Origin of the sequence: Streptomyces sp. CBMA29, from assembly GCF_014596445.1 — a bacterium.
Lineage (GTDB): Bacteria > Actinomycetota > Actinomycetes > Streptomycetales > Streptomycetaceae > Actinacidiphila.
Window position 1 is genome coordinate 1 of sequence record NZ_MECL01000145.1, and the last position, 23,894, is coordinate 23,894.

Here is a 23,894-nt window from a genome sequence, read left to right on the forward strand (position 1 = left end):
GCGCTGGAGCTGTCGGCGGCGCCGCTGCGCGGGCCGGACCGGGACGCGGTGCGGGCCGCGCTGCTCGACGGGCTGCGGCGCGAGGGCACTGCGCTGCTGCACTGGTCGCGGGAGGCCCGTGAGGTACGGCAGCAGTTGGCCTTCCTGCACCGGGAGTTGGGCGGGAACTGGCCGGACGTCTCGGAGCGGGCGCTGGTGGAGCGGGCCGAGGAGTGGCTGGGGCCCGAGCTGGCGCGGGCCGGGCGGCGGGCGGATCTGGAGCGGATCTCGGCGGGCGGCGCGCTGCCCCGGCTGCTGCCGTGGGCCACGGGCGAGGCGGCCCGGTTCGGTGAGCTGGCCCCGGAGCGGTTCGCGGTGCCGAGCGGTTCGCGCATCCGGATCGACTACGGCGGCGACCAGCCCGTACTGGCCGTGAAGCTCCAGGAGTTGTTCGGGCTGCGGGCGACGCCCGAGATCGCCGGGGTGCCGCTGCTGGTGCATCTGCTCTCGCCCGCCGGGCGGCCCGCGGCGGTGACCGCGGACCTGGCCTCGTTCTGGCGTGACGGCTACCGCGCGGTGCGCGCCGAGCTGCGGGGCCGCTATCCGCGCCACCCGTGGCCCGAGGACCCGGCGACGGCCGAGCCGACCAAGCGGACGAACAACAGCCGCCGGAAGTAGGCCGAGGGCTCAGACCGGTACGGGGTCCGGGTGGTCGGGCTCGCGGTCCGGGTCGGCCTCCCGGTCGCCGACCGGGTCGGCGGGCCGCCGTCCGCGTGCTTCGAGCAGCAGGGACAGCGCCAGCAGGGCGGCGGCGAGAGCGCCGAAGCCCCACGGCAGGTAGCTGGTGAGGAGCAGCACCAACTGCCTTTGCGTCTTGACCAGATGGACGATGGAGTCGATGTAGTCGGGCCGCATCTTCACGTCGCCCGCGAAGGCGGTGACCGGTGCTTTGCCGGTCGAGGCGGGGAAGCGCAGTTCCTCAGTGTGGATCTCCTCGCCGTTGACGGGCGCGCCGGTCGTCGGGTCGACCCAGAACATCCGCTTGGTGGTGTACCAGCGCTGGATGCCGGTGGCCTTGACCGTCTCGGGGGTGAGCGCGGGAGCGCCGGGTGCGATCTCGGGCAGTTTCTTGGGCAGCGGGACCCGCTGCCAGGGCACGGTCTGCTCGAAGTAGTAGACCTTCAGGCCGTGGAAGCGCTGGGTGCCCGCGTAGTGGATCGGCGCGGAGGTGCGGCTCTGCGCGTCGAAGTAGTAGTAGTCGCGCTTCTGGGTCAGGAAGGGGAACTTGAACTCGATGCCCTGCCGGGTGACCGGGTCTCCGTCGACCGACTCGCTCGCGGTGTGCACCGGTTCCTGGGTGTGCGCGTCGAAGACGTACCGCTCGGGGATCTCCGAGACCATCTTGCCGTCGGGGCCGGCGACGTAGGAGAGCGCGTCCCAGACCACGACGTCCTTGCCGGTCTCGGCCTTGACCTGCCGGGCCGCCGTCACATTGCCCTTGAGGGTCTGCACGATGCTGACCTTGGAGACCTTCTTGGCGGTGAGGCTGGAGTAGTCGACGAGGGTGGCGTTCTTCGCCTCCAGGACGGCGACCTGGTACTCGCTCGGCGGCACTTTGGCCAGCCGCGGGTAGGCGTACCAGCGCAGCATGGGCGCCAGGGTCGCGAAGAAGACGGCGAGGGCGAGCAGCACCAGGCTGGACTTGCGGCGCATCGCGGCTCCAGACGGCTCAGGGGTGGCTGGGGACCGTGGTCAGCAGGGGTTTCGGCGAGGTGTGACCCGCGGGCGCGCCGATCGCGGTGACGGTGAAGACCAGGGCGAGGGCGGCGGCGAGTCCGATCGCCGCCGCGGCGAGTGCGCGCATGGCCGGACCTCCCTCGGGTGCCCCCTGCCTCCGGCGGGGGGACCCCCGACCGACGCGGATGTCGGCGGGGCCGGGGCACCGTAGCAACCGGGAGGTGAGATGAGAACACGTTTCACCGGGGACGTTCGTGAGGCTTTCGCCTGAACGTCTTCGGTGCGTGGAGGTGTTGCCGACGCGCGCGGCGCTGGGGGTACCGCGTCAGGGGTACCGCGTCGGGGATGACCGCGCCGCGGGTTACGGCTTCGCGGTGACGGCGGCGCCGGTGGCCGCGCTGGCGGTCGCCTCACCGCTGGGGGTGGGGGTGTCCGTCGGCGTCGGGGTGTCGGTGGCGCAGGGGTCGGGCGTGCCGGGGGTCCCCCCGCCGGAGGCAGGCGGAGGGGTGCCCGTGGGAGTCGGCGTCGCGGTCGGGCTGGGGCTCGCGCTGTCGGTCGGCGAGGGCGACGGGGACTGCGTCGGGCAGCCGGGCGTCGTCGGGGTGTCCGTCGGCGTGCCGGTCGGTGTTCCCGTGGGGGTGCCGGACGGCGACGACGACGGCGGGTTCTTGCTGGGGCCGGTCGACGGGGTGCCCGCGGTCGGCGGGACGATTCCGCCGGTCGGGTGGGTACCGGACGGCGAGGGCGACGGCGTGCCACCGGGGGCCGGCGCGGACGGACTGGTCGACGGCTGCGGGGTGTTGGCGAACGGCGGCGCGCCCGCGCCCGGTGTGCGCGGGCGGTCGGGCACGGAGACCGCGTCGCCCTGCCGGAAGTGCTCGTACCAGGACTTCACCAGGTCGAGGTAAGCCTGCGAATGGTTGTAGCCGAGGATCGCGCGGTCCATGTCCCGCGGCACGGCCAGGTCGCGGCCGTCCGCGCACAGGTAGTGGGCGGCGGCCAGCGCGGCGTCGTACACGTTGTTGGGGTCGGCGACGCCGTCGCCGTTGCCGTCCGCGCCCCAGTTCGCCCACGTCGAGGGGATGAACTGCATCGGGCCGACCGCTCGGTCGTGGACCGGGTCGCCGTCGTAGCGTCCGCCGTCGGTGTCGCTGATGTTCGCGAAGCCGTTGCCGTCGAGCACCGGGCCGAGGATCGGGGTGTACGTCGTCCCCTTGGCGTCCACGGCGCCGCCGCGGGCCTGGCCGGACTCCACCTGGCCGATGGCCGCGAGCAGTTGCCACGGCAGGTGGCAGCCGGGGTTGCTCGCGGCGACGCTCGCCTCGGCCCGCCGGTAGGCGTCCAGGACGGTCGCGGGCAGCGAGCCGCCGGTCGGCAGCGGGGTGACGACCGGGCCGCCGGAGGGCGTGGCGGTCGGATGCGTGAGGTCAGCCGGAGTGTTCAGCGGCGGCACATCGGTGATGTACGGCGAACCGCCGTCGATCGCGGGGCCGGACGGCGGGGCCACGGTGGTCGCCTGCCGGGCGGCGGCATGCGCCACCGGGATGAGTCCCGGCGCCTGCGAGGCGCCCAGCGCCGCCATCGCGGCGGCGGCGACCGCCGTACTCGCCGCTCCCCTGCGTAGCCTCCGGCCGTACCTCCGCGCTGACATATCCGCGGTCCTCCCCAGGTGCGAGATGGGCGCGTGGCCGCGCCACAACTCGATTGACCCTACGGCAACTTCAGTCCCCCGACCACAGCCAGGGGGAACGCGATCCGGGGCAAATCCCGGCAATTCGCCGAGGTTTCCGGCCCCTCGGCGGACCCTTCACCAAGGGGTCGCGACTCGTTCACACAGCCCGGTCACAGACTCGCGCGGGCACCCGGGCACCCGGGCAGCGAGGCGGGGGGGGTCAGTGCGCGGCCGACTCCCAGTCGGTGCCGTCGCCGACCGACACGTCCAGCGCGGCGCGCAGCGGATACGCCCCCGCCATCTCGCGGCGCACCAGCGTCTCGACCTTCTTCCGCTCGCCGGGCGCGACCTCCAGCACGATTTCGTCGTGCACCTGGAGCAGTATCCGCGACTCCAGCTTCTCGTCGGTGAGCGCCTGGTCGACCTTGAGCATCGCGATCTTCACGATGTCGGCGGCCGAGCCCTGGATCGGCGCGTTGAGCGCCATCCGCTCGGCCATCTCACGGCGCTGCCGGTTGTCGCTGTTGAGGTCGGGCAGGTAGCGGCGGCGGCCGAGCAGCGTCTCGGTGTAGCCGGTGTTCCTGGCCTCGTCGACCACGCGGTGCAGATAGTCCCGCACGCCGCCGAACCGCTCGAAGTACGTCTCCATCAGCCCGCGCGCCTCCGCGGCCTCGATGTTGAGCTGCTGCGACAGGCCGAAGGCGGACAGCCCGTACGCCAGCCCGTACGACATCGCCTTGATCTTGCGGCGCATCTCGGCGTCCACCGCGTCCCGTGCGACGCCGAAGACCTGGGAGCCGACAGTGGTGTGCAGATCCTCGCCCGAGGCGAAGGCGGCGATCAGTCCCTCGTCCTGCGACAAGTGGGCCATCACGCGCAGTTCGATCTGGCTGTAGTCGGCGGTCAGCAGGGATTCGTAGCCCTCGCCGACGACGAATCCGCGGCGGATGGCCCGGCCCTCGTCCGTACGGACCGGCACATTCTGCAAGTTGGGGTCGGTGGACGACAGGCGTCCGGTGGCCGCGACGGTCTGGCTGAAGGTGGTGTGGATACGTCCGTCCGGAGCGATCGTCTTGACCAGGCCCTCGACGGTGACCCGGAGCTTGGCCTGCTCGCGGTGGCGCAGCATGATGACCGGCAGTTCGTGCTCGGTCTGCCCCGCCAGCCACGCCAGCGCGTCGGCGTCCGTGGTGTAACCGGTCTTGGTCTTCTTCGTCTTGGGCAGCCCCAGCTCGCCGAAGAGGACTTCCTGGAGCTGCTTGGGCGAGCCGAGGTTGAACTCGTGGCCGACCGAGGCGTGCGCCTCGCCGACCGCGTGCTGCACGGCCGCCGCGAACTGCTGTTCCAGACCTTCGAGATGGGCCCGGTCGGCGGCGATCCCGGAGCGCTCCATGCGGGCCAGCAGTGCCGAGGTGGGCAGTTCGACCTCGTGCAGCAGCTCGGTGGCGCCGACCTCGGGCAGCCGCTCACCGAAGACCTCGGCGAGGTCGAGGACCGTACGGGCCTGCACCATCAGCGCGTCGGCCGCGGCGGCGCCCTCGTCCTCGCCCTCCTCACCGAAGGCGAGCTGTCCGCCCGCGGCGTCGGCCGGGGCCAGCTCGCGGCCCAGGTACTCCACCGACAGCACGTCGAGCGCGAAGGACCGGCGGCCGGGCTTGATGAGATACGCGGCCAGGGCCGTGCACATCGTCACCCCGGCGACACTCCAGCCGTGCTCGGCGAAGACCCGCTCGACGTTCTTCGCGTTGTGCAGCACCTTGGGACGTGCGGGGTCGGCGATCCAGGCGGCGAAGGCCCCCTCGTCCCCCTCGTCCAGCTCCGCGGGGTCGAACCAGGCGGCCACCTCCGGTGAGGCGAGCGCGATCTGGGTGACGCTGCCGCTGCCCAGCGCCCAGGTGTCGACACTGGCCAGGCCGAGCGGCGCGCCGCCGTGCTCGTCGAGCCAGCCGGGCAGGTCGCCCGCGGCGAGCACGGTGCCCTCCACTGCGACGCCCTCGGCGATCTCCGCCTCTTCCTGCTCGGCGCCGGGATCGACGGCGAACAGCCGCTCCCGGAAGTTGGAGTTGCGGAACTCCAGCACGTCCAGCACGCCGACCAGGGCCGTCCTGTCGTACGGCTCCCTGGCCAGGCCCTCGGGGCCCGACGGCAGACTCACGTCGCGCACCATCTCGGTCAGCCGCCGGTTGAGCTTCACCGCGTCCAGATGCGCCCGCAGATTCTCACCGGCCTTGCCCTTGACCTCGTCGGCCCGCTCGACCAGGTCGGCGAAGGACCCGAACTGCGTGATCCACTTGGCCGCCGTCTTCTCGCCGACGCCGGGGATACCGGGCAGATTGTCCGACGGGTCGCCGCGCAGCGCCGCGAAGTCCGGATACTGCCGGGGCGTCAGACCGTACTTCTCCTCGACCTTCTCCGGGGTGTAGCGGGTCAGCTCGGAAACGCCCTTGGTGGGGTAGAGCACCGTCACGTTCTCCGTGACCAACTGGAACGAGTCCCGGTCGCCCGTGACGATCAGCACCTCGTAACCGAGCGCCTCCGCCTGGGTGGCGAGCGTGGCGATCACGTCGTCCGCCTCGAAGCCCTCGACCGCGAAGCGGCTGACACCCATCGCGTCCAGCAGCTCGCCGATCAGCTCGACCTGGCTGCGGAACTCGTCCGGCGTCTTCGAGCGGTTCGCCTTGTACTCGGGGAACTCGTCGAACCGCCAGGTCTTGCGGGAGACGTCGAAGGCGACGGCGAGGTGCGTCGGCCGCTCGTCACGCAGCGTGTTGGCCAGCATGGACGTGAAGCCGTAGATCGCGTTCGTCGGCTGGCCCGTGGCGGTGTTGAAATTCTCCACGGGCAGCGCGTAGAACGCCCGGTACGCCAGCGAGTGCCCGTCCAGCAGCAGCAGGCGGGGGCGGTCGGTCGTCGTCTTCGATGCGGATGCGTTGTCTGCCACGTCTGCGATCCTCCCACGCGGGTACGACAACGAAGGACGCCTCCCGCTGAGGGCACGCCGCCGGACCACCGCTGCGCGATGGGGTTTGCCGCGTGGGTGCCCTTGCGCGCGGGGCTGCGCCCCTTGGGTACGGCTGCGCCGTGGGGTTCGCCGGTAGCCGTGGAGCCGAAGGGCGCGCACCGGGTCTAAGCGCCCGGAGGCGGAACGGCGGCAAAATAAGAAGGAAGGGAACGGCACCGCTGCGCGAGACGGCTCCCACCCCACGGCCCGCTCACGCAAGGCGCCGACCTCGCCCCCCACCCCCACTTGGCGTACAAAGGTGACATGGCAAAGAAGCCCCCTTCAGGTGACCCCGTCCAGGACGCTCCGCAGGTCTCCGCGCCCAAGCACAGCGCGGCGGGGCTGCCCGCCATCGGGCACACGGTCAAGATGGCCGGACAGCAGATGGGGGTCCGGCGGGCCACGTTGACGCTGCTGAAGGTCAACCAGAAGGACGGCTTCGACTGTCCCGGCTGCGCCTGGCCCGAGCCGGACCACCGGCATGTCGCCGAATTCTGCGAGAACGGCGCGAAGGCGGTCGCCGAGGAGGCGACACTGCGCCGGGTGACCCCGGACTTCTTCGCCGCGCACCCGGTCTCCGACCTCGCGCGGCGCAGCGGCTACTGGCTCGGCCAGCAGGGCCGGATCACCCAGCCGATGTATCTGGCGGAGGGCGCCGACCACTACGAGGCGGTGCCGTGGGAACGGGCCTTCTCGATCGTCGCGGACGAACTGACCGCCCTGGACACCCCGGACGAGGCCGTCTTCTACACCTCGGGCCGCACCAGCAACGAGGCGGCGTTCCTCTTCCAGCTCTTCGCCCGCGAACTGGGCACCAACAATCTGCCGGACTGCTCCAACATGTGCCACGAGTCGTCGGGTTCCGCGCTGACCGAGACGCTGGGCGTCGGCAAGGGCAGTGTGCTGCTGGAGGACCTGTACCGCTCGGACCTGATCATCGTCGCCGGACAGAATCCGGGCACCAACCACCCGCGGATGCTGTCCGCGCTGGAGAAGGCCAAGCAGGGCGGGGCGACGATCGTGTCGGTCAACCCGCTGCCGGAGGCGGGCCTTGAGCGGTTCAGGAATCCGCAGAACGCCTCGGGTCTCGCCGGTTCCGGCACCGTACTGACCGATCTGTTCCTCCAGATCAGGCTCGGCGGCGACCAGGCGCTGTTCCGCGCGCTGGGCCGGCTGCTGATCGAGGCCGGCGCGCTGGACCGCGACTTCATCGCGGAGCACACCCACGGCTTCGCGGAGTACGAGGCCGCGGCCCTCGCCACCGACTGGGACGAGGTGGAGCGCGCCACCGGTCTGGCACGGGCCGAGATCGACAAGCTGCTCGCCCTGGTGCTGGACGCCGAGAGCGTCGTGGTGTGCTGGGCGATGGGCCTGACCCAGCACAAGCACGCGGTGCCGACCATCCGCGAGGTGGTCAACTTCCTGCTGCTGGGCGGCAACATCGGCCGCCCCGGCGCCGGCGTCTGCCCGGTGCGCGGGCACAGCAATGTGCAGGGCGACCGGACGATGGGCATCTTCGAGCGGCCCCCGGCGGCGTTCCTGGACGCGCTGGAGAAGGAGTTCGGCTTCGCGCCGCCGCGCGAGCACGGCTACGACGTCGTCCGTGCGATCCGGGCGCTGCGCGACGGCACGGCGAAGGTGTTCTTCGCGATGGGCGGCAACTTCGTCGCCGCGTCCCCCGACACCGACGTCACCGAGGCCGCGATGCGCAAAGCGCGGCTGACCGTCCACGTGTCGACCAAGCTGAACCGTTCGCACGCCGTCACCGGCGCCCGCGCGCTGATCCTGCCGACACTGGGCCGTACCGAGAAGGACCGGCAGGCGGGCGGCCCGCAATTCGTCACCGTCGAGGACTCGATGGGCATGGTGCACGCCTCGCGCGGCGGCCTGGACCCGGCCTCGCCGCACCTGCTGTCGGAACCCGCGATCGTGACCCGGCTGGCCCGCGCCGTCTTCGGCGACCGCAGCGTGGTGCCGTGGGCGGACTTCGAGCGGGACTACGACGCGATCCGCGACCGCATCTCGCGGGTCGTCCCCGGCTTCGCCGACTTCAACGCCAAGGTGCGGCACCCGGGCGGCTTCACACTGCCTCACGCCCCGCGCGACAGCCGCACCTTCCCCACCGCGACGGGCAAGGCCAACTTCACCGCGGCGGCGGTCGAGTACCCGGCGGTGCCCGAGGGGCGGCTGCTGCTCCAGACGCTGCGCTCGCACGACCAGTACAACACCACCATCTACGGTCTGGACGACCGCTACCGCGGCATCAAGAACGGCCGCCGCGTCGTCCTGCTGCACCCCGAGGACGCCGCGGCCAACGGTCTGGCCGACGGCGACTATGCCGACCTGGTCGGCGAGTGGACGGACGGCACGGAGCGGCGCGCGGCGGGCTTCCGGGTTGTGCACTACCCGACCCCGCGCGGGTGCGCGGCGGCGTACTACCCGGAGACCAATGTGCTCGTCCCCCTCGACCACACCGCGGACACCAGCAACACCCCCGCCTCGAAGTCGGTGGTCATCCGGCTGGAGCGGACCGCGGCGGACGCCCCCCGACGTACGGCCGACGCGAGCCGTCCGGTAGAAAACTGATCAGTACACGGAAAACGCGTACGGGCACACCGGATCAGGCCGGACGAGGACGATCGGAGCACCACCCCATGGGCGAGCGGACCACCACCTACTTCCCGCCGGAGATCCTGGAGCAGTACGCCGGGCTCGGCGTCGATCTGAGGGGTCTGTTCTCCGGCGGTCACCTGGGTGAGCGGATGGGCATCCGGATCCTGGAGGCGGCGCCGGAGAAGGTGGTCGGCACGATGCCCGTCGAGGGCAACACCCAGCCGATGGGGCTGCTGCACGGCGGCGCGTCCGCCGTGCTCGCCGAGACCCTCGGCTCGGTCGGCGCGATGCTGCACGGCGGCCCCAGCAAGATGGCCGTCGGCGTGGACCTCAACGCCACCCACCACCGCGGCCTGCGCTCCGGCCTCGTCACCGGCACCGCGACCCCCGTCCACCGGGGCCGCTCCTCGGCGACGTACGAGATCGTCATCACCGACGAGGCCGACAAGCGCGTCTGCACCGCCCGCCTCACCTGCATGCTGCGCCCGGCCACCCCGACGGGCACGACCGCTCCCCCGGCGAACTGACCCTCAGAATTTCGCGCCGACGTGCAGGTCCATCAACGCGACCGCCGCCCGGCGGGCGACGGATATGTTGAACGGCACGTCGCCGCGCCGGGTCACCCGCCACTCGACGCCGACCGCGTCGAGAGCGGCGCAGTACAACCCCCGGATGTCGTCCGACATGTTCGCGAAGAAGTACCGGGGATACTCGTACCGTTTGCGCTCCCCCGCCACGGCACGTGTCGTCCAGTTGGTGATCCGGCAACCGTCGGAGTGCACCAGCCCTCGGATGAACTCCCACGGGTGCGCGTCCACGATCTCCTGCTGCCAGGTGGCCAGGGCGATCTTCCGCTCGTGCTTCTTGCCGGCGCCGTGCTGCGGGAACATGCACCAGAGGTGGTTCGAGTAGACCTTGACGTTGTGAGATCCCTTCTTGCGCACGCGGCAGGTCTTGTTGTCCGGGAACACGGCATTCATCGCGGCCTCGGCCATGTCCATGATTCCGGGCCAGTGGTCGTCGCAGGTGATCATCAGACTCGGCGAACGGTGAGCGGAGTAGCGGATGATGTGGCCGTCGCCGAGGTAGAGGCCGAGGAGGTAGCTGTACGCGGCCTCGTCGAGCGGGCGTCCGTCGCAGCGTGGGCACGGCCGCTCAGGGCGTCCCGGACACTCACCGCGCCGCGCCCGGTCCCGGTGGACCCAGTAGCCGATCGTGCCGACCGGAACTCTGAGGCGCCGTCCCACCTCGGCGTTGGAAACTCCTGAGCGGACGAGGGTCACGGCCTTCAGGCGGATCTCGATGTCGTGCATGCCGCAAGCTTCGCGCCGCAACAGGAACAAATGACCGATTCGGCCGGATGTTCACCATGATCAGTGATCTCGCTAAACAGATCTACAGGTGCCGGGTGCGGGATTCGAACCCGCATGCCCTTTCGGACAGATGTGTTTGAGACATCCGCGTATGCCATTCCGCCAACCCGGCCAGGTCGCGTGCACAGCGTACCGTGTAGGTGCGCGCCGTCGCAGCTAGGTAGGCTCAGGTGTGCAGTACCCCGCCTGATACGAGGAGCACCGTGAGCGCGCCCGACGAGTCCGCCGCCCCGCTCGACGACGAGCAGTCGAAGTCCCACGTCCCTCCCCTGACGACCCGGGTCGTCATCGCCGAGGACGAGGCGCTGATCCGCCTCGACCTCAAGGAGATGCTGGAGGAGGAGGGCTACTCCGTCGTCGGGGAGGCCGGGGACGGCGAGACCGCGGTGAAGCTCGCCGAGGAGCAGCGTCCCGATCTGGTGATCCTGGACGTGAAGATGCCGGTGCTCGACGGGATCTCGGCGGCCGAGCGGATCGCCGCGGAGAAGATCGCGCCGGTGCTGATGCTGACCGCGTTCTCGCAGCGCGAGCTGGTGGAGCGGGCCAGGGACGCGGGCGCGATGGCGTATCTGGTGAAGCCGTTCAGCAAGAGCGATCTGGTGCCCGCGATCGAGATGGCGGTGAGCCGGTTCCAGGAGCTGAAGGCGCTGGAGGCGGAGATCGCCGACCTGTCGCTGCGGCTGGAGACCCGCAAGCTGGTCGACCGGGCCAAGAGCGTCCTCCAGACCAAGTACGGGCTGACCGAGCCCGCCGCCTTCCGCTGGATCCAGAAGACCTCGATGGACCGCCGGATGTCGATGCAGGCGGTGGCGCAGGCCGTGATCGAAGAGGTCTCCGAGAAGTAGCCACGCGGACACGTCGGAGGGCCCGCACCCCAGTGGGGTGCGGGCCCTCCGACGTGTATGGACTCAGTCCTCGCCGAGGTACGTCTTGCGGACGCCGTCGTCGTGCAGCAGGTCCTGGCCGGTGCCGGAGAGCTTGATCGTGCCGATCTCCATCACATGGGCCTGGTCGGCGAGCGAGAGCGCGGCCTGCGCGTTCTGCTCGACCAGCAGGATCGTGGTGCCCTGGGCCTTCAGCTCCACGATGGTCGTCATGATCTTCTGCATCATGATCGGCGACAAGCCCATGGAGGGCTCGTCGAGCATGAGCAGCTTGGGCTGCGACATCAGCGCGCGGCCCATGGCGAGCATCTGCTGCTCGCCGCCGGACAGCGTGCCCGCGGCCTGCCTGCGGCGCTCCCCGAGGATCGGGAAGAGGTCGTAGGCGCGCTGGATGTCCTTGGCGATGGCCGCCGTGTCCTTGCGGAGGAAGGCGCCGAGCTGGAGATTCTGCTCGATGGTGAGCCGGGGGAAGATGTGCCGGCCTTCCGGGGAGTGCGCGAGGCCCAGGGCGACGATCCGGTGCGCCGGGACGCGGGTGAGCACCTTGCCGTCGAAGCTGACCCGGCCGCCAATCGGCTTGAGCAGACCGCTGAGGGTGCGCAGCGTGGTGGTCTTGCCCGCGCCGTTGGTGCCGATCAGGGTGACGATCTGGCCCGCTTCGACGGTGAACGAGATGCCCTTGACGGCCTCGATCTTGCCGTAGGCGACCCGGAGGTCCTCGACTTCGAGCAGTGCGGTCATCGGTCGTTCTCCTGCTCCTCGGCCCCGGCTTCGGCCGCGGCCGCTTCCACTGCGGCGTCGCCCTCACCGGTGGGCGCGCCTTCGAAGGGTTCACCGAGGTAGGCCGCGATGACCCGTTCGTCCTGCTGGACCACGTCGGAGGTGCCCTCGACCAGTTTCTCGCCCTGGACGAGGACGGCGACGCGGTCGCACAGGTTGAAGATGAACCGCATGTCGTGCTCGATGACCAGGACGGCGATGCCCTGGTCGCGGATGGCGAAGACCAACTCCTCGGTGGCCCTGGTCTCCTGCGGGTTCATGCCGGCCGTGGGTTCGTCCAGCAGGAGCAGGCCGGGTTCGCTGGCCAGGGCGCGGGCGATCTCCAGTTTGCGCTGCTCGCCGTAGGGGAGGTTGCGCGAGAGGTGGTCGGCCTTGTCGGCCAGGCCGATGAACTCCAGGATCTCCATGGCCCGCGCCCGTGACCGGTTTTCGGCCTTGTGGTAGCCGGGGCCGCGGATGAGGGCGGACAGCAGTCCCTCGCGGGTCCTGGTGTGCCTGCCGACCAGGACGTTCTCCAGCACGGTCATGTTGGAGAAGAGCCGGATGTTCTGGAAGGTGCGGGCGAGTCCGGCCTGGGTGACCAGGTGCGGTTTGGGCGGCAGCACCTGGCCGCGGTAGGTGACCTTGCCCTCGGTGGGGACGTACAGGCCGGTGAGGCAGTTGAAGAAGGTGGTCTTCCCGGCGCCGTTGGGGCCGATCAGTCCGACGATCTCACCGCTGTTGACGGTGAGATCGACCTCGCGGACGGCGGTGAGGCCGCCGAACCGCATGACGACGCCGCTGGCCTGGAGCAGCGGGCCGCCGTCGGGGGCCGCTGCCGGGGTCGGCTGCTCTTGGCTGATGATGGTCATGTGTCTCTCACGCCCCTGCCGGGCTGGCCGGGACGGTGTCGTCGCCGAGCGGGCGTTGCTCGGGGATGAGCACTTCGTCCTGGTGGAATTCGAGCTGGCGGCGCCGGTTGGGGATGATGCCCTCGGGCCGGAAGCGCATGATCAGGATCAGGGCGAGGCCGAACGCGAAGAGTTCGTACCGCTCCAGGAAGCCGAGCTTCTCGGGGAGCAGGTAGAGCAGTGCCGCGCCGAGGATCGGGCCGCTGACCGTGCCCATGCCGCCGAGGACGACGGCGGCGAGCAGGAAGGCCGAGTTGGGCGGGGCGGCGCCCGCGAACTGGTACGGGTTGGGTACCACGTTGTACGTGACGTGGGCGCTGACGGTGCCGGCGAGTCCGGCGAGCGAGGCGCCGAGGGCGAAGGCGATCAGCTTGACCCGGAAGCCGTTGATGCCCATGGCGGTGGCGGCGGTCTCGTCCTCGCGGATGGCGACCCAGGCGCGGCCGATCCGGGAGTCGGCGGCGCGGGTGAAGATGAGCACGACGATGACCGTGATCAGCAGCATCAGCAGGTAGTAGTTGGCGAACCGGCCGAGGGTGACGGAGCCGATGTCGTGCGAGGCGCCGAGGTTGTACCCGAAGATCGACAGGTCGGGGATCTGCGAGATGCCGTTGGGGCCGTTGGTGACCTTCGGGCCCGATACGCCGTCGAGGCTGTTGACGACGATGCGGAAGATCTCACCGAAGCCGAGCGTGACGATGGCCAGGTAGTCGCCGCGCAGCCGCAGGGTGGGGGCGCCGATGAGGACGCCGAAGACGAGTGAGGCGGCCATGCCGGTGAGGGCGGCGGCCCAGAACGGGAACTGGACGCCGGACCAGATCGAGAACGGCGAGCCGGAGACCAGGGCGGCGGCGTAGGCGCCGACGCCGAGGAAGGCGACGTATCCGAGGTCGAGCAGGCCGGTGAGGCCGACGACGATGTTGAGGCCGAGGGCGACGGTGCCGAAGATCAGGATGTTGACACCGAGGTTGGCGTAGTGCTCGTCGTTCTGTGCGAAGGGGTAGGCCAGTGCGGCCAGGAAGCCCATCGTGTTGGCGAACGAGCGGTGGGCGGCGGTGAGTCCGGAGAACTGCCGGAGCAGACCGGCCGCGCTCAGCGCCCAGATGGTGAAGACCACGACGATCAGGAAGCCGAGGAAGATCTCGGTGTAGCCGGTGGCGAGGCCGTAGGTGAAGACCTCGAGGCCGATCGCGGCGGCCACGGTGATGATCAGCCGCTGGACCCAGCCGGGCAGTTTCGTGGGGTCGGCGACCGGGAGATCGGTGTGGTTGGGGCGCAGTTCGCGCAGCCACCTGTACGTGCCGACGGCGGGGCCGACGGTGGAGAGGCGGCCGAGTTCGAAGTACTCGGTGTCGTGGGTCTCCCGCGGGTGCCGGTGGATCGGCAGTGCGAGGGCGCCGATCACCAGGACCAGGCTGCCGATCGCGGCGACGAAGCCGCCGGGGTCGAGGTTGGCCAGGCCGCCGAGCTTCTCGGCGATGGCGATCACCGTGTACCAGGTGGTGCCCAGGGTGCCGAGGGCGAGCAGCAGCACCGGGTTGTTGGAGCGGTTGGGGGTGAGCCAGCGCAGGCCCTTGAGGCCGAAGGCGCCGAGCGCGAACAGGCCGGTGACGATGGCGCCGACCAGGGTGAGGACCTGGAGGCCGCCGGGGTAGCCGGAGACGGTGAGGTCGCCGGGGAACTCGGTGGTGTACGTCCAGGACATGAAGGTGGAGGCGATGGTCGCCACGGCGCCGACGAGGGTGACCGCCTGGGCGGCGGTCCGGGGCAGCGGTACGAAGGGGGCGACCCTGCGTCCGGCCGGTTTCGCGGTGTCGGCGGCGAGGGACTCCGCGGCGGTTACGGGGATGTCGGTCATCGGTGTCACGCCCTGTCCGCGACGCGCTCGCCGAGCAGACCTTGCGGCCGGACGAGGAGGACGACGATGAGGAGCACGAAGGCCCAGACGTTCGCCCAGCTTCCGCCGCCGAGCTGCTGCATGCCGGGGATGTTGGAGATGTAGGCGGAGGCGCAGGACTCGGCGATGCCGAGGACGAGGCCGCCGAGCATGGCGCCGTAGATGTTGCCGATGCCGCCGAGGACGGCCGCGGTGAACGCCTTGAGTCCGGCCTGGAAGCCGATGTCGTACTTGACCTGGCCGTACTTGAGGCCGGAGGCGAGTCCGGCGACGGCGGCGAAGAAGCCGCCGATGGCGAAGGCGATGACGATGATGCGGTTGGTGTCGATGCCCATGAGCTGGGCGGTGTCCGAGTCCTGCGCGGTGGCCTGCATGGCGCGGCCGGTGCGGCTGGTGCGGACGAAGGCGGCGAGGCCGATCATGCAGATCACAGCGGCGGAGACCAGGAAGATGTCACCGCTCTGGATGTTGATCGATCCCACGTGGAAGGGGCCGCCGGGCAGTTGCGGGAAGCTCTTGGCGTTGTCGGCGCCCGGGTACCAGAGGAAGATCGCCTGCTGTAGTGCGAGGGAGAGGCCGATGGCGGTGATCAGTGGTGCCAGCCGTGGTGCGCCGCGCAGTGGCCGGTACGCGAATCTCTCCGCGGCCACGGCGATGAGCACGGACACGATGGCGCCGCCGAGCAGCATCAGGGGCAGTGCGAGCCAGATGGACGTGCTGTCGGGGAGATTCGTCCAGACCGCGAGCGCGCCGAAGGCGCCGGTCATGTAGATCTCGCCGTGGGCGAAGTTGATGAGCTGGACGATGCCGTACACCATCGTGTAGCCGATGGCGATGAGCCCGTACATCGAGCCGATGAACAGCCCGTTGGCCAGCTGTTGCGGCAGGGTGTGCACCGCATGGCCTCCATGTCACTGAGGGAGCAGGGGGGGTGGGTACGCCGGGGGGTAAGCGGGGGGCCGCGCGGTCGGTGGTGACCAGCCGCGCGGCCCTGGGTGCTTCGGAGTCGGTCAGCCGGAGTAGGTGCCGCTCTTCACGGCCTCCCACTTGGCACCCTTGACCTGGTAGACGGTGAGCTGCTTGTTGGTGGTGTCGCCGTACTGGTCGAAGGAGACGTGACCGGCGATGCCGTCGAAGTCGCTCTTCTGGACGGCGTCGACGAGCTTGGAGCGGGCGTCGGACATGGCGGGGAGCTTGCCGCCGTTGGCGTCCATGACGGCCTTGACGCCCTTGATGATCGCGGTGGCGGCGTCGTAGGAGTAGCCGCCGTAGGTGCCGTAGTCACCGGGGTAGTTCTTCGCCTTGTACGTGGCGATGAAGTCCTTGGCCGCCGGGAGCGTGGTGACCGGGACGCCGACGGAGGTGGCGAGGTCGCCTTCCGAGGCCGGGCCCGCGGTCTTGATGTAGGTGTCGGAGAACATGCCGTCGCCGCCCATGAGCGGGATCTTCACGCCGGCTGCCTTGAGCTGCTTGGTGAGCTGCTCCGACTCGTCGTACTGGCCGCCGTAGTAGACCATGTCGGCATGGGCGTTCTTGATCTTGGTGACGAGGGTGGAGAAGTCGTTGTCACCGGTGTTGACGTGGTCGGTGCCGGCGATCTTGCCGCCGAGGGACCCGAACTTGTCCTTGAAGATGCCCGCGAGACCCGCGCCGTAGGTCTGCTTGTCGTCCACCACGAAGGCGTTGGTCTTCTTCAGGGTGTTGTAGGCGTAGTCCGCCGCGAAGCCGCCCTGGAGGGCGTCGGTGGTGGCGGTACGGAAGTAGGTCTTGAACGGCCGGACCTTGGTGCCGGTGTTCCAGTCCTTGCCCTGGGTCAGGGTGGGGTTGGTGTTGGACGGCGAGATCTCGACCATGTTCGCGGTGGTGAACACCTGCTGCATGGACTGGGCGACGCCGGAGTTCAGCGGGCCGACGGCGGCGATCACGCTGTTGTCCGCGACCAGGGCCGTGGCGTTCTGCTGGCCGGTGGCGGGCAGCGCCTTGTCGTCCAGGGCCTTGATCTTGAAGGTCACCCCGGGGACGAGGTTGTTCTTGTTGGCGTCGTCGACAGCGATCTGCACGCCGTACTGGATGCCGAGGCCGGTGGCCGAGTTCTGCCCGGTAAGCGGAGCGTCGACACCGATGACGACGGTCGTCTTGGCGGCGCCGCTGCTGTCCCCGCTGCCCTTCTTGTCGTCGCTCCGCGATCCGCAGGCGGTGAGAGTGAGGGCTCCAGTGGTGAGTACGGCGGTCAGTACAAGCAAGGAACGGTGTCGCACGATCAGTCCTTTCCCCTGGCGCGGCCGTCTCTGATGAGACGCCGAGTCGCGCGCTGGAACCCGAACTGACAAATCCGGAGGCGCGGTGACTGGCCGTGACTCTAGGCGCGTGGAGCTGAGTCAGGCAGAGGTGAAGGGAAGAGTGTGACTGTCTTGTTATGCCGGAAGGAAACTCTTGAGGTTCTGCTGAGGTTGGCGGAGGGATTTGGGTGCTTTGCTCCGGCGTCCGCATGATGAGAACGCGCACTTCCGCCCAAGGGTAGGGGACTTGGGGACGGCCGGAAGGCGATGCGGTCGCGGCGGGAATGTCAGGAGATTCAGGGGGTAGACACCTGTCGGAGCGCTGCCCTGATTCCGTATTGCGTTCGCGTTACATAGCGTTAAGTTTTTCGATTCGCCGGCCAAAGGCTCCGCGATTGCCGCTGCCGAAATCGGCGGCGAAGACGGCCGACGAGGACGCCCCGCCCGGCGAATGCCGAACGGGGCGTGATGTGCGCGGCGGGTGAATCCGCGCCGTACGGGTCAGGATTTCGGCGAATCGTCCTCGCCGATGCGGTGGACCCGGACCATGTTGGTGGTGCCCGGCATGCCGGGGGGCGAACCGGCCGTGATCACCACGATGTCGCCCTTCTTGCAGCGGCCGATCCGCAGCAGTTGCTCGTCCACCTGTTGGACCATCTCGTCGGTGGTCTGCACCATCGGGCCGAGGAAGGTCTCCACTCCCCAGGTCAGATTGAGCTGCGAGCGGGTCGCGGGCTCCGGGGTGAAGGCGAGCAGGGGGATCGGCGAGCGGTAGCGGGACAGCCGGCGGACGGTGTCGCCGGACTGGGTGAAGGCGACCAGGAAGCGGGCGCCGAGGAAGTCGCCCATCTCGGCGGCGGCGCGGGCCACGGCCCCGCCCTGGGTACGGGGCTTGTTCCGGTCGGTGAGCGGCGGCAGGCCGGTGGCGAGCACCGCGTCCTCGGCCGCGGACACGATCCGCGACATCGTCTTGACGGTCTCGATCGGATACTTGCCGACGCTGGTCTCGCCGGAGAGCATCACCGCGTCGGTGCCGTCCATCACGGCGTTGGCGACGTCGCTGGCCTCGGCGCGGGTGGGGCGGGAGTTGTCGATCATCGAGTCGAGCATCTGGGTGGCGACGATGACCGGCTTCGCGTTGCGCTTGGCGAGCTTGATCGCGCGCTTCTGCACCATCGGGACGGCTTCCAGCGGCATCTCGACGCCGAGGTCGCCGCGCGCGACCATGATCCCGTCGAACGCGTCGACGATCCCTTCGAGGGCGTCGACCGCCTGCGGCTTCTCGACCTTGGCGATCACCGGGACCCGGCGGCCCTCCTCGGCCATGATCCGCAGCACGTCCTCGACGTCCCGGCCGCTGCGGACGAAGGACAGCGCGATGACGTCCGCGCCGATCCGCAGGCCCCAGCGCAGGTCCCTGATGTCCTTGTCGGACAGCGCGGGCACCGACACGGCGACACCGGGGAGATTCAGCCCCTTGTTGTCGGAGACCATCCCGCCCTCGATGACCATGGTGTGCACCCGCGGTCCCTCGACGTCGGTGACCTCCAGGGTGACGCGCCCGTCGTCCACCAGGATGCGCTCGCCGCGGGCGACGTCCGCGGACAGTCCCTTGTACGTCGTCCCGCAGATCTGCTGGTCGCCCTCGATGTCGTCCACGGTGATCGTGAACTCGTCGCCGCGTTCGAGTAGTACAGGTCCTTCGGCGAAACGTCCGAGCCTGATCTTCGGGCCCTGAAGGTCAACCATGATGCCCACGCTGCGACCGGTCTCGTCCGCGGCTTTGCGGACTCGTCGGTAGCGGTCCTCGTGCTCCGCGTACGCTCCATGGCTCAGATTCAGTCGTGCCACGTCCATTCCGGCCTCGACCAGTGCTTTGATCTGGTCGTAGGAGTCGGTGGCGGGGCCCAGTGTGCAGACAATTTTGGCTCGGCGCATGTGTCGAGAGTATGACCTACTCGTTGGTAGGGAACACGCTCACGGCAACTGCCCAACGACGTCTGGATTAACGCTTGTTGACAAGTGTCGAAGTGTGCAGCCGCCCGCTCCGATGAGCACTCCTGTCACCCCCGCACCCGCTGAGCACGTCTTACGTGCCCTCGATCGCGCGTCGGGCACACCGTACGTGTCACCCGCGGGACATCTTCCGGTTACGTGTGGGGGGTGTCGCCGGGCGGGGCGGGCGGTGCAGAATCTACGCGCGTTGTTCCCGCACCGGGAGCAGACGGCAACGAGGAGACGACAGATGGCGCTCAACCGCAGGGACTTCATCAACCGCTCGGCCGCCACGGGTGCGGGCGTGGCGCTCGCGGGCACCGCCGGGGCGGTCGTGGGGGCGAGCCCCGCGGAGGCCGCCGACCGGCACCACGGGCACGGCCACGGGAAGCCCAAGACGTTCAGCCTGCGGGTGCTGGGCACCACCGACCTGCACGGACACGCCCTGAACTGGGACTACTTCACGAACGCCGAGTACGACGACGCGACCCACAACGACATCGGCCTCGCCAAGGTCTCCACCCTCGTCGCGCACGCCCGCGCCGAGAAGGGCCACGACCGTACGCTGCTGATCGACGCGGGCGACATCATCCAGGGCACGCAGCTCTCGTACTACTACGCGCGGGTCGAGCCGATCACCGGCGCGCGGCGCGGCCCCAAGCACCCGATGGCGCTGGCCATGAACCACATGAAGTACGACGCGGCGGCGCTCGGCAACCACGAGTTCAACTACGGCATCCCGCTGCTGCGCGCCTTCCAGGACCAGTGCGACTTCCCGCTGCTCGCCGCCAACGCGGTGGACGCCAAGACCCTCAAGCCCGCCTTCCCGCCCTACCTGGTCAAGGAGATCCGCGTCCCGGGCGGCCGGCCGGTCAAGGTCGGCATCCTCGGCCTGACCAACCCCGGTATCGCCATCTGGGACAAGGCCAACGTGCAGGGCAAGATGGCCTTCCCCGGCCTGGTCGAGCAGGCGAAGATCTACGTGCCCAGGCTCCGCGCCCTCGGCTGTGACGTGGTGATCTGCACCGACCACTCCGGTCTGGACGGCAGCACCTCGTACGGCGACGCGATCCCGTACCCGGAGAACGCCTCCTCGCTGGTGGCCCAGCAGGTGCCCGGCATCGACGCGATCCTGGTCGGCCACACGCACGTCGAGCGCCCGCAGACACTGGTCGTCAACGAGAAGACCGGTAAGACCGTCGTGCTGTCCGAGCCCCTGATGTGGGGCATGCGGCTGAGCGTCTTCGACATCGACCTGGAGTTCTGCCGCGGCCGGTGGGAGGTCACCTCCGTCAAGGCCGAGGTGCGCAACGCCAACACCGTCGCCGAGGACCCGGTCGTCGCCAAGCTGGTGCGCGACGAGCACAACAAGGTCGTCGCGTACGTCAACCAGATCATCGGCACCTGCACCGCGACGATGTCCGCGGCCGAGTCCACGTACAAGGACACGCCGATCATCGACTTCCTCAACCTGGTGCAGGCCGACACGGTGAAGGCGGCGCTCGCCGGTACCGCGTACGCCGACCTGCCGGTGCTCTCCGAGGCGTCGCCGTTCTCCCGCACCGCGGCGATCCCGGCGGGCCAGGTCTCGCTGCGCGACGTGGCGGGCCTGTACGTCTACGAGAACACCCTGGACGCCAAGCTGCTCACCGGCGCCCAGGTCAAGGACTACCTGGAGTGGTCGGCGGGCTACTACGTGCAGACCGCGCCGGACGCCCCGGTCGACGTCACCAAGATCACCAACGCCAACAACACCCCCGACTACAGCTACGACATCCTCAGCGGCGTGTCGTACGACATCGACATCGCGCAGCCGGCCGGCTCGCGGATCGTCAACCTCACGCACGGCGGCGCGCCGATCGACCCGGCCGCGCGGTTCGTGCTCGCGGTCAACAACTACCGCTCCGGCGGCGGCAGCAACTACCCGCACGTGGCCACCGCCCAGTCGGTGTGGTCCAACTCGGACGAGATCCGCAACACGATCATCGCCTGGGTGCAGGCGCACGGCACGATCGACCCGACGACGTTCGGCGGCGACGAGTGGCGCCTCACCCGCGCCGGAGTGCCGCTGTTCGCGTAGGGACGTCACTGGCGGCGGCGCCGTCGAGACCGAAGGTGGTGAAGGCCGTCCTGGCCGGCAGCGGGTAGTGCTCCGCGCCGGTCAGGAGGCCGGTCAGGTCGTTGAGGATGACCGCGGAGCGCCAGGCCGCCAGGCCCAGGTCGGGCGCGCCGATCCCGTGGCTGTGCCGCTCCGCGTTCTGCACGTAGATCCGGCCGGTGACCGCCCGGTCCAGTTCCAGCCGGTGCCGCGCGTCGATCCGCGGCCGGTTGGCGGAGTCCCGCTTCAGATACGGGTCGAGCGGCGCGAGCAACTGGTCGAGCGGGCGCTCCCGGTAGCCGGTCGCCAGCACCACCGCGTCGGTCATCAGCCGGGTACGGGTGCCCTGGTCGGCGTGTTCCAGGTGCAGTTCGATGCTCTGGGTGCCGATCCGGCCCGCGGTCCGCACGGTGACGCCGGGCGTCAGCACCGCGTCCGGCCAGCCGCCGTCGAGCGTACGGCGGTACAGCTCGTCGTGGATCGCGGTGATCGTGGCGTCGTCGATGCCCTTGTGCAACTGCCACTGCCGCGGCACCAGCCGGTCGCGCACCGGCTCCGGCAGACCGTGGAAGTACCGCGTGTAGTCCGGGGTGAAGTGTTCGAGCCCCAGCCTGCTGTACTCCATCGGCGCGAAGGCGGGCGTACGCGCCAGCCACGTCAGCCGCTCCCGGCCCGCGGGACGCGCCCGCAGCAGGTCGAGGAAGATCTCGGCGCCGGACTGCCCGGAGCCGACGACGGTGATGTGCTCGGCGCCCAGCAGCCGTTCGCGCTGCCTGACGTAGTCGGCGGAGTGCACGACGGGTACGGTCGGCGCCTGCGCGAGCGGGCGCAGCGGCTCCGGTACGTAGGGAGCCGTGCCGATCCCCACCACCAGGTGCCGGGCGTAGGTGCGACCCAGTGCCTCGGCCTCGCCGTGCTCGTCCAGGTGCGTGTGGTCGACCTCGAAGTGGCCGCGTTCCGCGTTCCAGCGCACGGCGTCGACCTGCTGCCCGAAGTGCGTACTGGGCAGCCCCTCGGCGGCCCACCGGCAGTAGGCGTCGTATTCGGCGCGGTGCACATGGAAGCGCTCGGCGAAGTAGAAGGGGAACAGCCGCTCGCGGGTCTTGAGCCAGCTCAGGAAGGACCAGCGGCTCGCGGGGTCCGCGATGGTCACCAGGTCGGCCAGGAAGGGGACTTGGAGGGTGGCGCCGTCGATCAGCAGACCGGGGTGCCACTGGAAGGAGGACCGCTGGTCGTAGAAGGCGGCGGTGAGGTCGGGCACGCCGTCGGCGAGGGCGGCGAGCGAGAGGTTGAACGGGCCGATGCCGATGCCGAGCAGGTCGAAGGGGGGCGGCGGCGATTCGGCGGGGGGCGCGGCGGGGGCCGGGGCGCGGTCGGGTCCTTGCGCCTGTGCGGGAACCGTCGTCGGGTTGTGGTCCGGCGCGGGGGCCGGGGCGTCGGCTGGTCGCGCCGTTCCCCGGGCCTCGTGCGAGGCGTCGTCGTGCGAGGGCGTCATCGGGGGGTGGTGCCTTCCGTGGTCAGGGGAGGAGTCGGGTGCGGCAAGCGGGCCGCGGGCTCGGCGGGCTCGGCGGCCAGGGTGACGAGCGCGTCGAGGTCGGCCGCGGTGAGGTAGGGGTTGAGCAGCGTCGCCTTGAGCCACAGCCGCCCGCCGACGTGGGCGCGGCCCAGCACGGCCCGGCCGTCGTACAGCAGGCGGCGGCGCAGCGCGGCGATCGCCTCGTCGGTGGCACCGCGCGGCCGGAACAGCACGGTGCTGATGGCGGGGTGCGCGTACAGCGTCAGGTCCGGGTGGCGTTCGATCCGCTCCGCCAGCTCACGGGCCGACGCGCAGACGGCGTCGACCAGGCGCCCCATCCCCTCGCGGCCGAGCGCCCGCAGGGTGACGGCGATCTTCAGGACGTCGGGGCGGCGGCTGGTGCGCAGCGAACGGCCCAGCAGGTCGGGCAGCCCGGCCTCGGTGTCGTCGGCCGCGTTCAGATAGTCGGCGCGGTGGTCGAGCGGGCGCAGCGCGGCGGCGTCGGGTACGACCAGCAGGCCCGCGGCGACCGGCTGCCAGCCGAGCTTGTGCAGGTCGACGGTGACCGAGACGGCCCGGTCCAGGCCCGCGAGCTTGGCCGCTTCGCGGTCGCTGAACAGCAGCGGGCCGCCGTACGCGGCGTCCACGTGCACCTCGGCGTCGTGCCGGGCGGCGGCCGCGGCCAGGGCGGGCAGCGCGTCGATCGCACCGGTGTCCGTGGTGCCCGCGGTCGCGACCAGCAGCGCGTGCGGCGACAGTCCGCGCAGTACGGACTCCACGGCCGCCGGGTCCAGTACGCCGCCGGGTGTGGCGAGCACCACCGGGCGCGGCAGGCCGAGCAGCCAGGTCGCGCGGGCCACGCTGTGGTGCGCGTTCGACCCGCACACCACCTGCACCGGGCGGCGGCCCGCACGCGCCGCCCGCTCCCTGGCCAGCAGCAGCGCGAGCTGGTTCGACTCCGTGCCGCCGGTCGTGACCAGCGCGTCGGGCGCGTCGTGCTCCGGGTACACCACGGCCGCGAGTGCCGCCGTGACGCTCGCCTCCAACGCCGTGGCGGCGGGGGCCTGGTCCCAGGAGTCCATGGACGGGTTCAGTACGGACGCGGCGAGGTCCGCCGCCGCGGCCACGGCCAGGGGCGGGCAGTGCAGATGCGCGGCGCAGCCGGGTTCCGCCGGGTCGG

Annotated in this window: 18 protein-coding genes and 1 tRNA gene; 5 read left to right on the forward strand and 14 right to left on the reverse strand. The window is 70.3% G+C overall.

Translation table 11 applies throughout. The features are described from left to right. The coding region (locus BGM09_RS19555) for an ATP-dependent helicase C-terminal domain-containing protein (protein ID WP_317452786.1) at nucleotides 1-657 on the forward strand (657 nt) is incomplete at its 5' end. 9 nt (nucleotides 658-666) lie between these two features. Here the strand turns inward: BGM09_RS19555 and BGM09_RS19560 are convergent. The 4 genes from BGM09_RS19560 to polA form a co-directional block, all read right to left on the reverse strand. After that, entirely contained in the window at nucleotides 667-1,692 is a 1,026-nt protein-coding gene (locus BGM09_RS19560) for a DUF3068 domain-containing protein (protein ID WP_188282935.1), read from the reverse strand. 16 nt (nucleotides 1,693-1,708) lie between these two features. Beyond that, nucleotides 1,709-1,843, reverse strand: a complete 135-nt coding sequence (locus BGM09_RS19565) for an SPW_0924 family protein (protein WP_188282936.1) — start codon at nucleotides 1,841-1,843, stop codon at nucleotides 1,709-1,711. 234 nt (nucleotides 1,844-2,077) lie between these two features. Beyond that, nucleotides 2,078-3,367 carry a lytic transglycosylase domain-containing protein gene (locus tag BGM09_RS19570; RefSeq protein WP_188282937.1) on the reverse strand — a complete coding sequence of 430 codons (1,290 nt, stop codon included), beginning with the start codon at nucleotides 3,365-3,367 and terminating at the stop codon, nucleotides 2,078-2,080. Between the two features lie 241 nt (nucleotides 3,368-3,608). Continuing rightward, the gene (gene polA, locus BGM09_RS19575; RefSeq protein WP_188282938.1) at nucleotides 3,609-6,329 is read right to left on the reverse strand and encodes a DNA polymerase I; all 2,721 of its coding nucleotides are present in this window, start codon (nucleotides 6,327-6,329) and stop codon (nucleotides 3,609-3,611) included. A gap of 324 nt (nucleotides 6,330-6,653) precedes the next feature. Between polA and BGM09_RS19580 the strand changes: the two genes are divergently transcribed. Together BGM09_RS19580 and BGM09_RS19585 are read left to right on the forward strand one after the other, a co-directional pair. After that, complete coding sequence (locus BGM09_RS19580; protein WP_188282939.1) at nucleotides 6,654-8,975, forward strand: FdhF/YdeP family oxidoreductase; 2,322 nt, start codon at nucleotides 6,654-6,656, stop codon at nucleotides 8,973-8,975. 68 nt (nucleotides 8,976-9,043) lie between these two features. Beyond that, nucleotides 9,044-9,529, forward strand: a complete 486-nt coding sequence (locus tag BGM09_RS19585) for a PaaI family thioesterase (protein ID WP_188282940.1) — start codon at nucleotides 9,044-9,046, stop codon at nucleotides 9,527-9,529. A gap of 3 nt (nucleotides 9,530-9,532) precedes the next feature. On the opposite strand, the gene BGM09_RS19590 is transcribed toward BGM09_RS19585, so the two are convergent. Together BGM09_RS19590 and BGM09_RS19595 are read right to left on the reverse strand one after the other, a co-directional pair. Further along, the gene (locus BGM09_RS19590; protein ID WP_188282941.1) at nucleotides 9,533-10,315 is read right to left on the reverse strand and encodes a helix-turn-helix domain-containing protein; all 783 of its coding nucleotides are present in this window, start codon (nucleotides 10,313-10,315) and stop codon (nucleotides 9,533-9,535) included. Nucleotides 10,316-10,404: 89 nt separating this feature from the next. After that, a tRNA-Leu gene (locus tag BGM09_RS19595) sits at nucleotides 10,405-10,487 on the reverse strand. Nucleotides 10,488-10,578: 91 nt separating this feature from the next. On the opposite strand from BGM09_RS19595, the gene BGM09_RS19600 reads away from it, so the two are divergent. Continuing rightward, on the forward strand, nucleotides 10,579-11,220 hold the full coding sequence (locus tag BGM09_RS19600) for an ANTAR domain-containing response regulator (RefSeq protein ID WP_188282942.1): 642 nt from the start codon (nucleotides 10,579-10,581) through the stop codon (nucleotides 11,218-11,220). A 63-nt stretch (nucleotides 11,221-11,283) separates the two neighbouring features. Here BGM09_RS19600 and BGM09_RS19605 read toward each other — a convergent pair whose 3' ends face one another. The 6 genes from BGM09_RS19605 to pyk form a co-directional block, all read right to left on the reverse strand. Continuing rightward, nucleotides 11,284-12,000, reverse strand: a complete 717-nt coding sequence (locus tag BGM09_RS19605) for an ABC transporter ATP-binding protein (RefSeq protein WP_188282943.1) — start codon at nucleotides 11,998-12,000, stop codon at nucleotides 11,284-11,286. Beyond that, complete coding sequence (locus BGM09_RS19610) at nucleotides 11,997-12,890, reverse strand: ABC transporter ATP-binding protein (RefSeq protein ID WP_188282944.1); 894 nt, start codon at nucleotides 12,888-12,890, stop codon at nucleotides 11,997-11,999. Before BGM09_RS19610 ends, BGM09_RS19605 begins: the two co-directional genes overlap by 4 nt. A gap of 7 nt (nucleotides 12,891-12,897) precedes the next feature. Continuing rightward, on the reverse strand, nucleotides 12,898-14,787 hold the full coding sequence (locus BGM09_RS19615; RefSeq protein WP_188282945.1) for a branched-chain amino acid ABC transporter permease: 1,890 nt from the start codon (nucleotides 14,785-14,787) through the stop codon (nucleotides 12,898-12,900). Nucleotides 14,788-14,792: 5 nt separating this feature from the next. Continuing rightward, nucleotides 14,793-15,722 (reverse strand): branched-chain amino acid ABC transporter permease, encoded by a 930-nt coding sequence (locus BGM09_RS19620; protein ID WP_188282946.1) that lies wholly within the window; start codon nucleotides 15,720-15,722, stop codon nucleotides 14,793-14,795. Between the two features lie 114 nt (nucleotides 15,723-15,836). Further along, nucleotides 15,837-17,084, reverse strand: a complete 1,248-nt coding sequence (locus BGM09_RS19625) for a branched-chain amino acid ABC transporter substrate-binding protein (RefSeq protein WP_317452787.1) — start codon at nucleotides 17,082-17,084, stop codon at nucleotides 15,837-15,839. Between the two features lie 522 nt (nucleotides 17,085-17,606). Continuing rightward, the gene (gene pyk, locus BGM09_RS19630) at nucleotides 17,607-19,043 is read right to left on the reverse strand and encodes a pyruvate kinase (protein ID WP_188282947.1); all 1,437 of its coding nucleotides are present in this window, start codon (nucleotides 19,041-19,043) and stop codon (nucleotides 17,607-17,609) included. Between the two features lie 307 nt (nucleotides 19,044-19,350). On the opposite strand from pyk, the gene BGM09_RS19635 reads away from it, so the two are divergent. Continuing rightward, entirely contained in the window at nucleotides 19,351-21,180 is a 1,830-nt protein-coding gene (locus BGM09_RS19635; RefSeq protein WP_188282948.1) for a bifunctional metallophosphatase/5'-nucleotidase, read from the forward strand. On the opposite strand, the gene BGM09_RS19640 is transcribed toward BGM09_RS19635, so the two are convergent. Both BGM09_RS19640 and BGM09_RS19645 read right to left on the reverse strand, forming a co-directional pair. After that, nucleotides 21,149-22,693, reverse strand: coding sequence for a lysine N(6)-hydroxylase/L-ornithine N(5)-oxygenase family protein (locus BGM09_RS19640; RefSeq protein WP_188282949.1), 1,545 nt, complete (start codon nucleotides 22,691-22,693; stop codon nucleotides 21,149-21,151). The genes BGM09_RS19635 and BGM09_RS19640 overlap by 32 nt on opposite strands. After that, nucleotides 22,690-23,894, reverse strand: a 1,205-nt coding sequence (locus tag BGM09_RS19645; RefSeq protein ID WP_188282950.1) for a pyridoxal phosphate-dependent decarboxylase family protein, incomplete at its 5' end; no start/stop codon positions are given. The genes BGM09_RS19645 and BGM09_RS19640, both read right to left, overlap by 4 nt.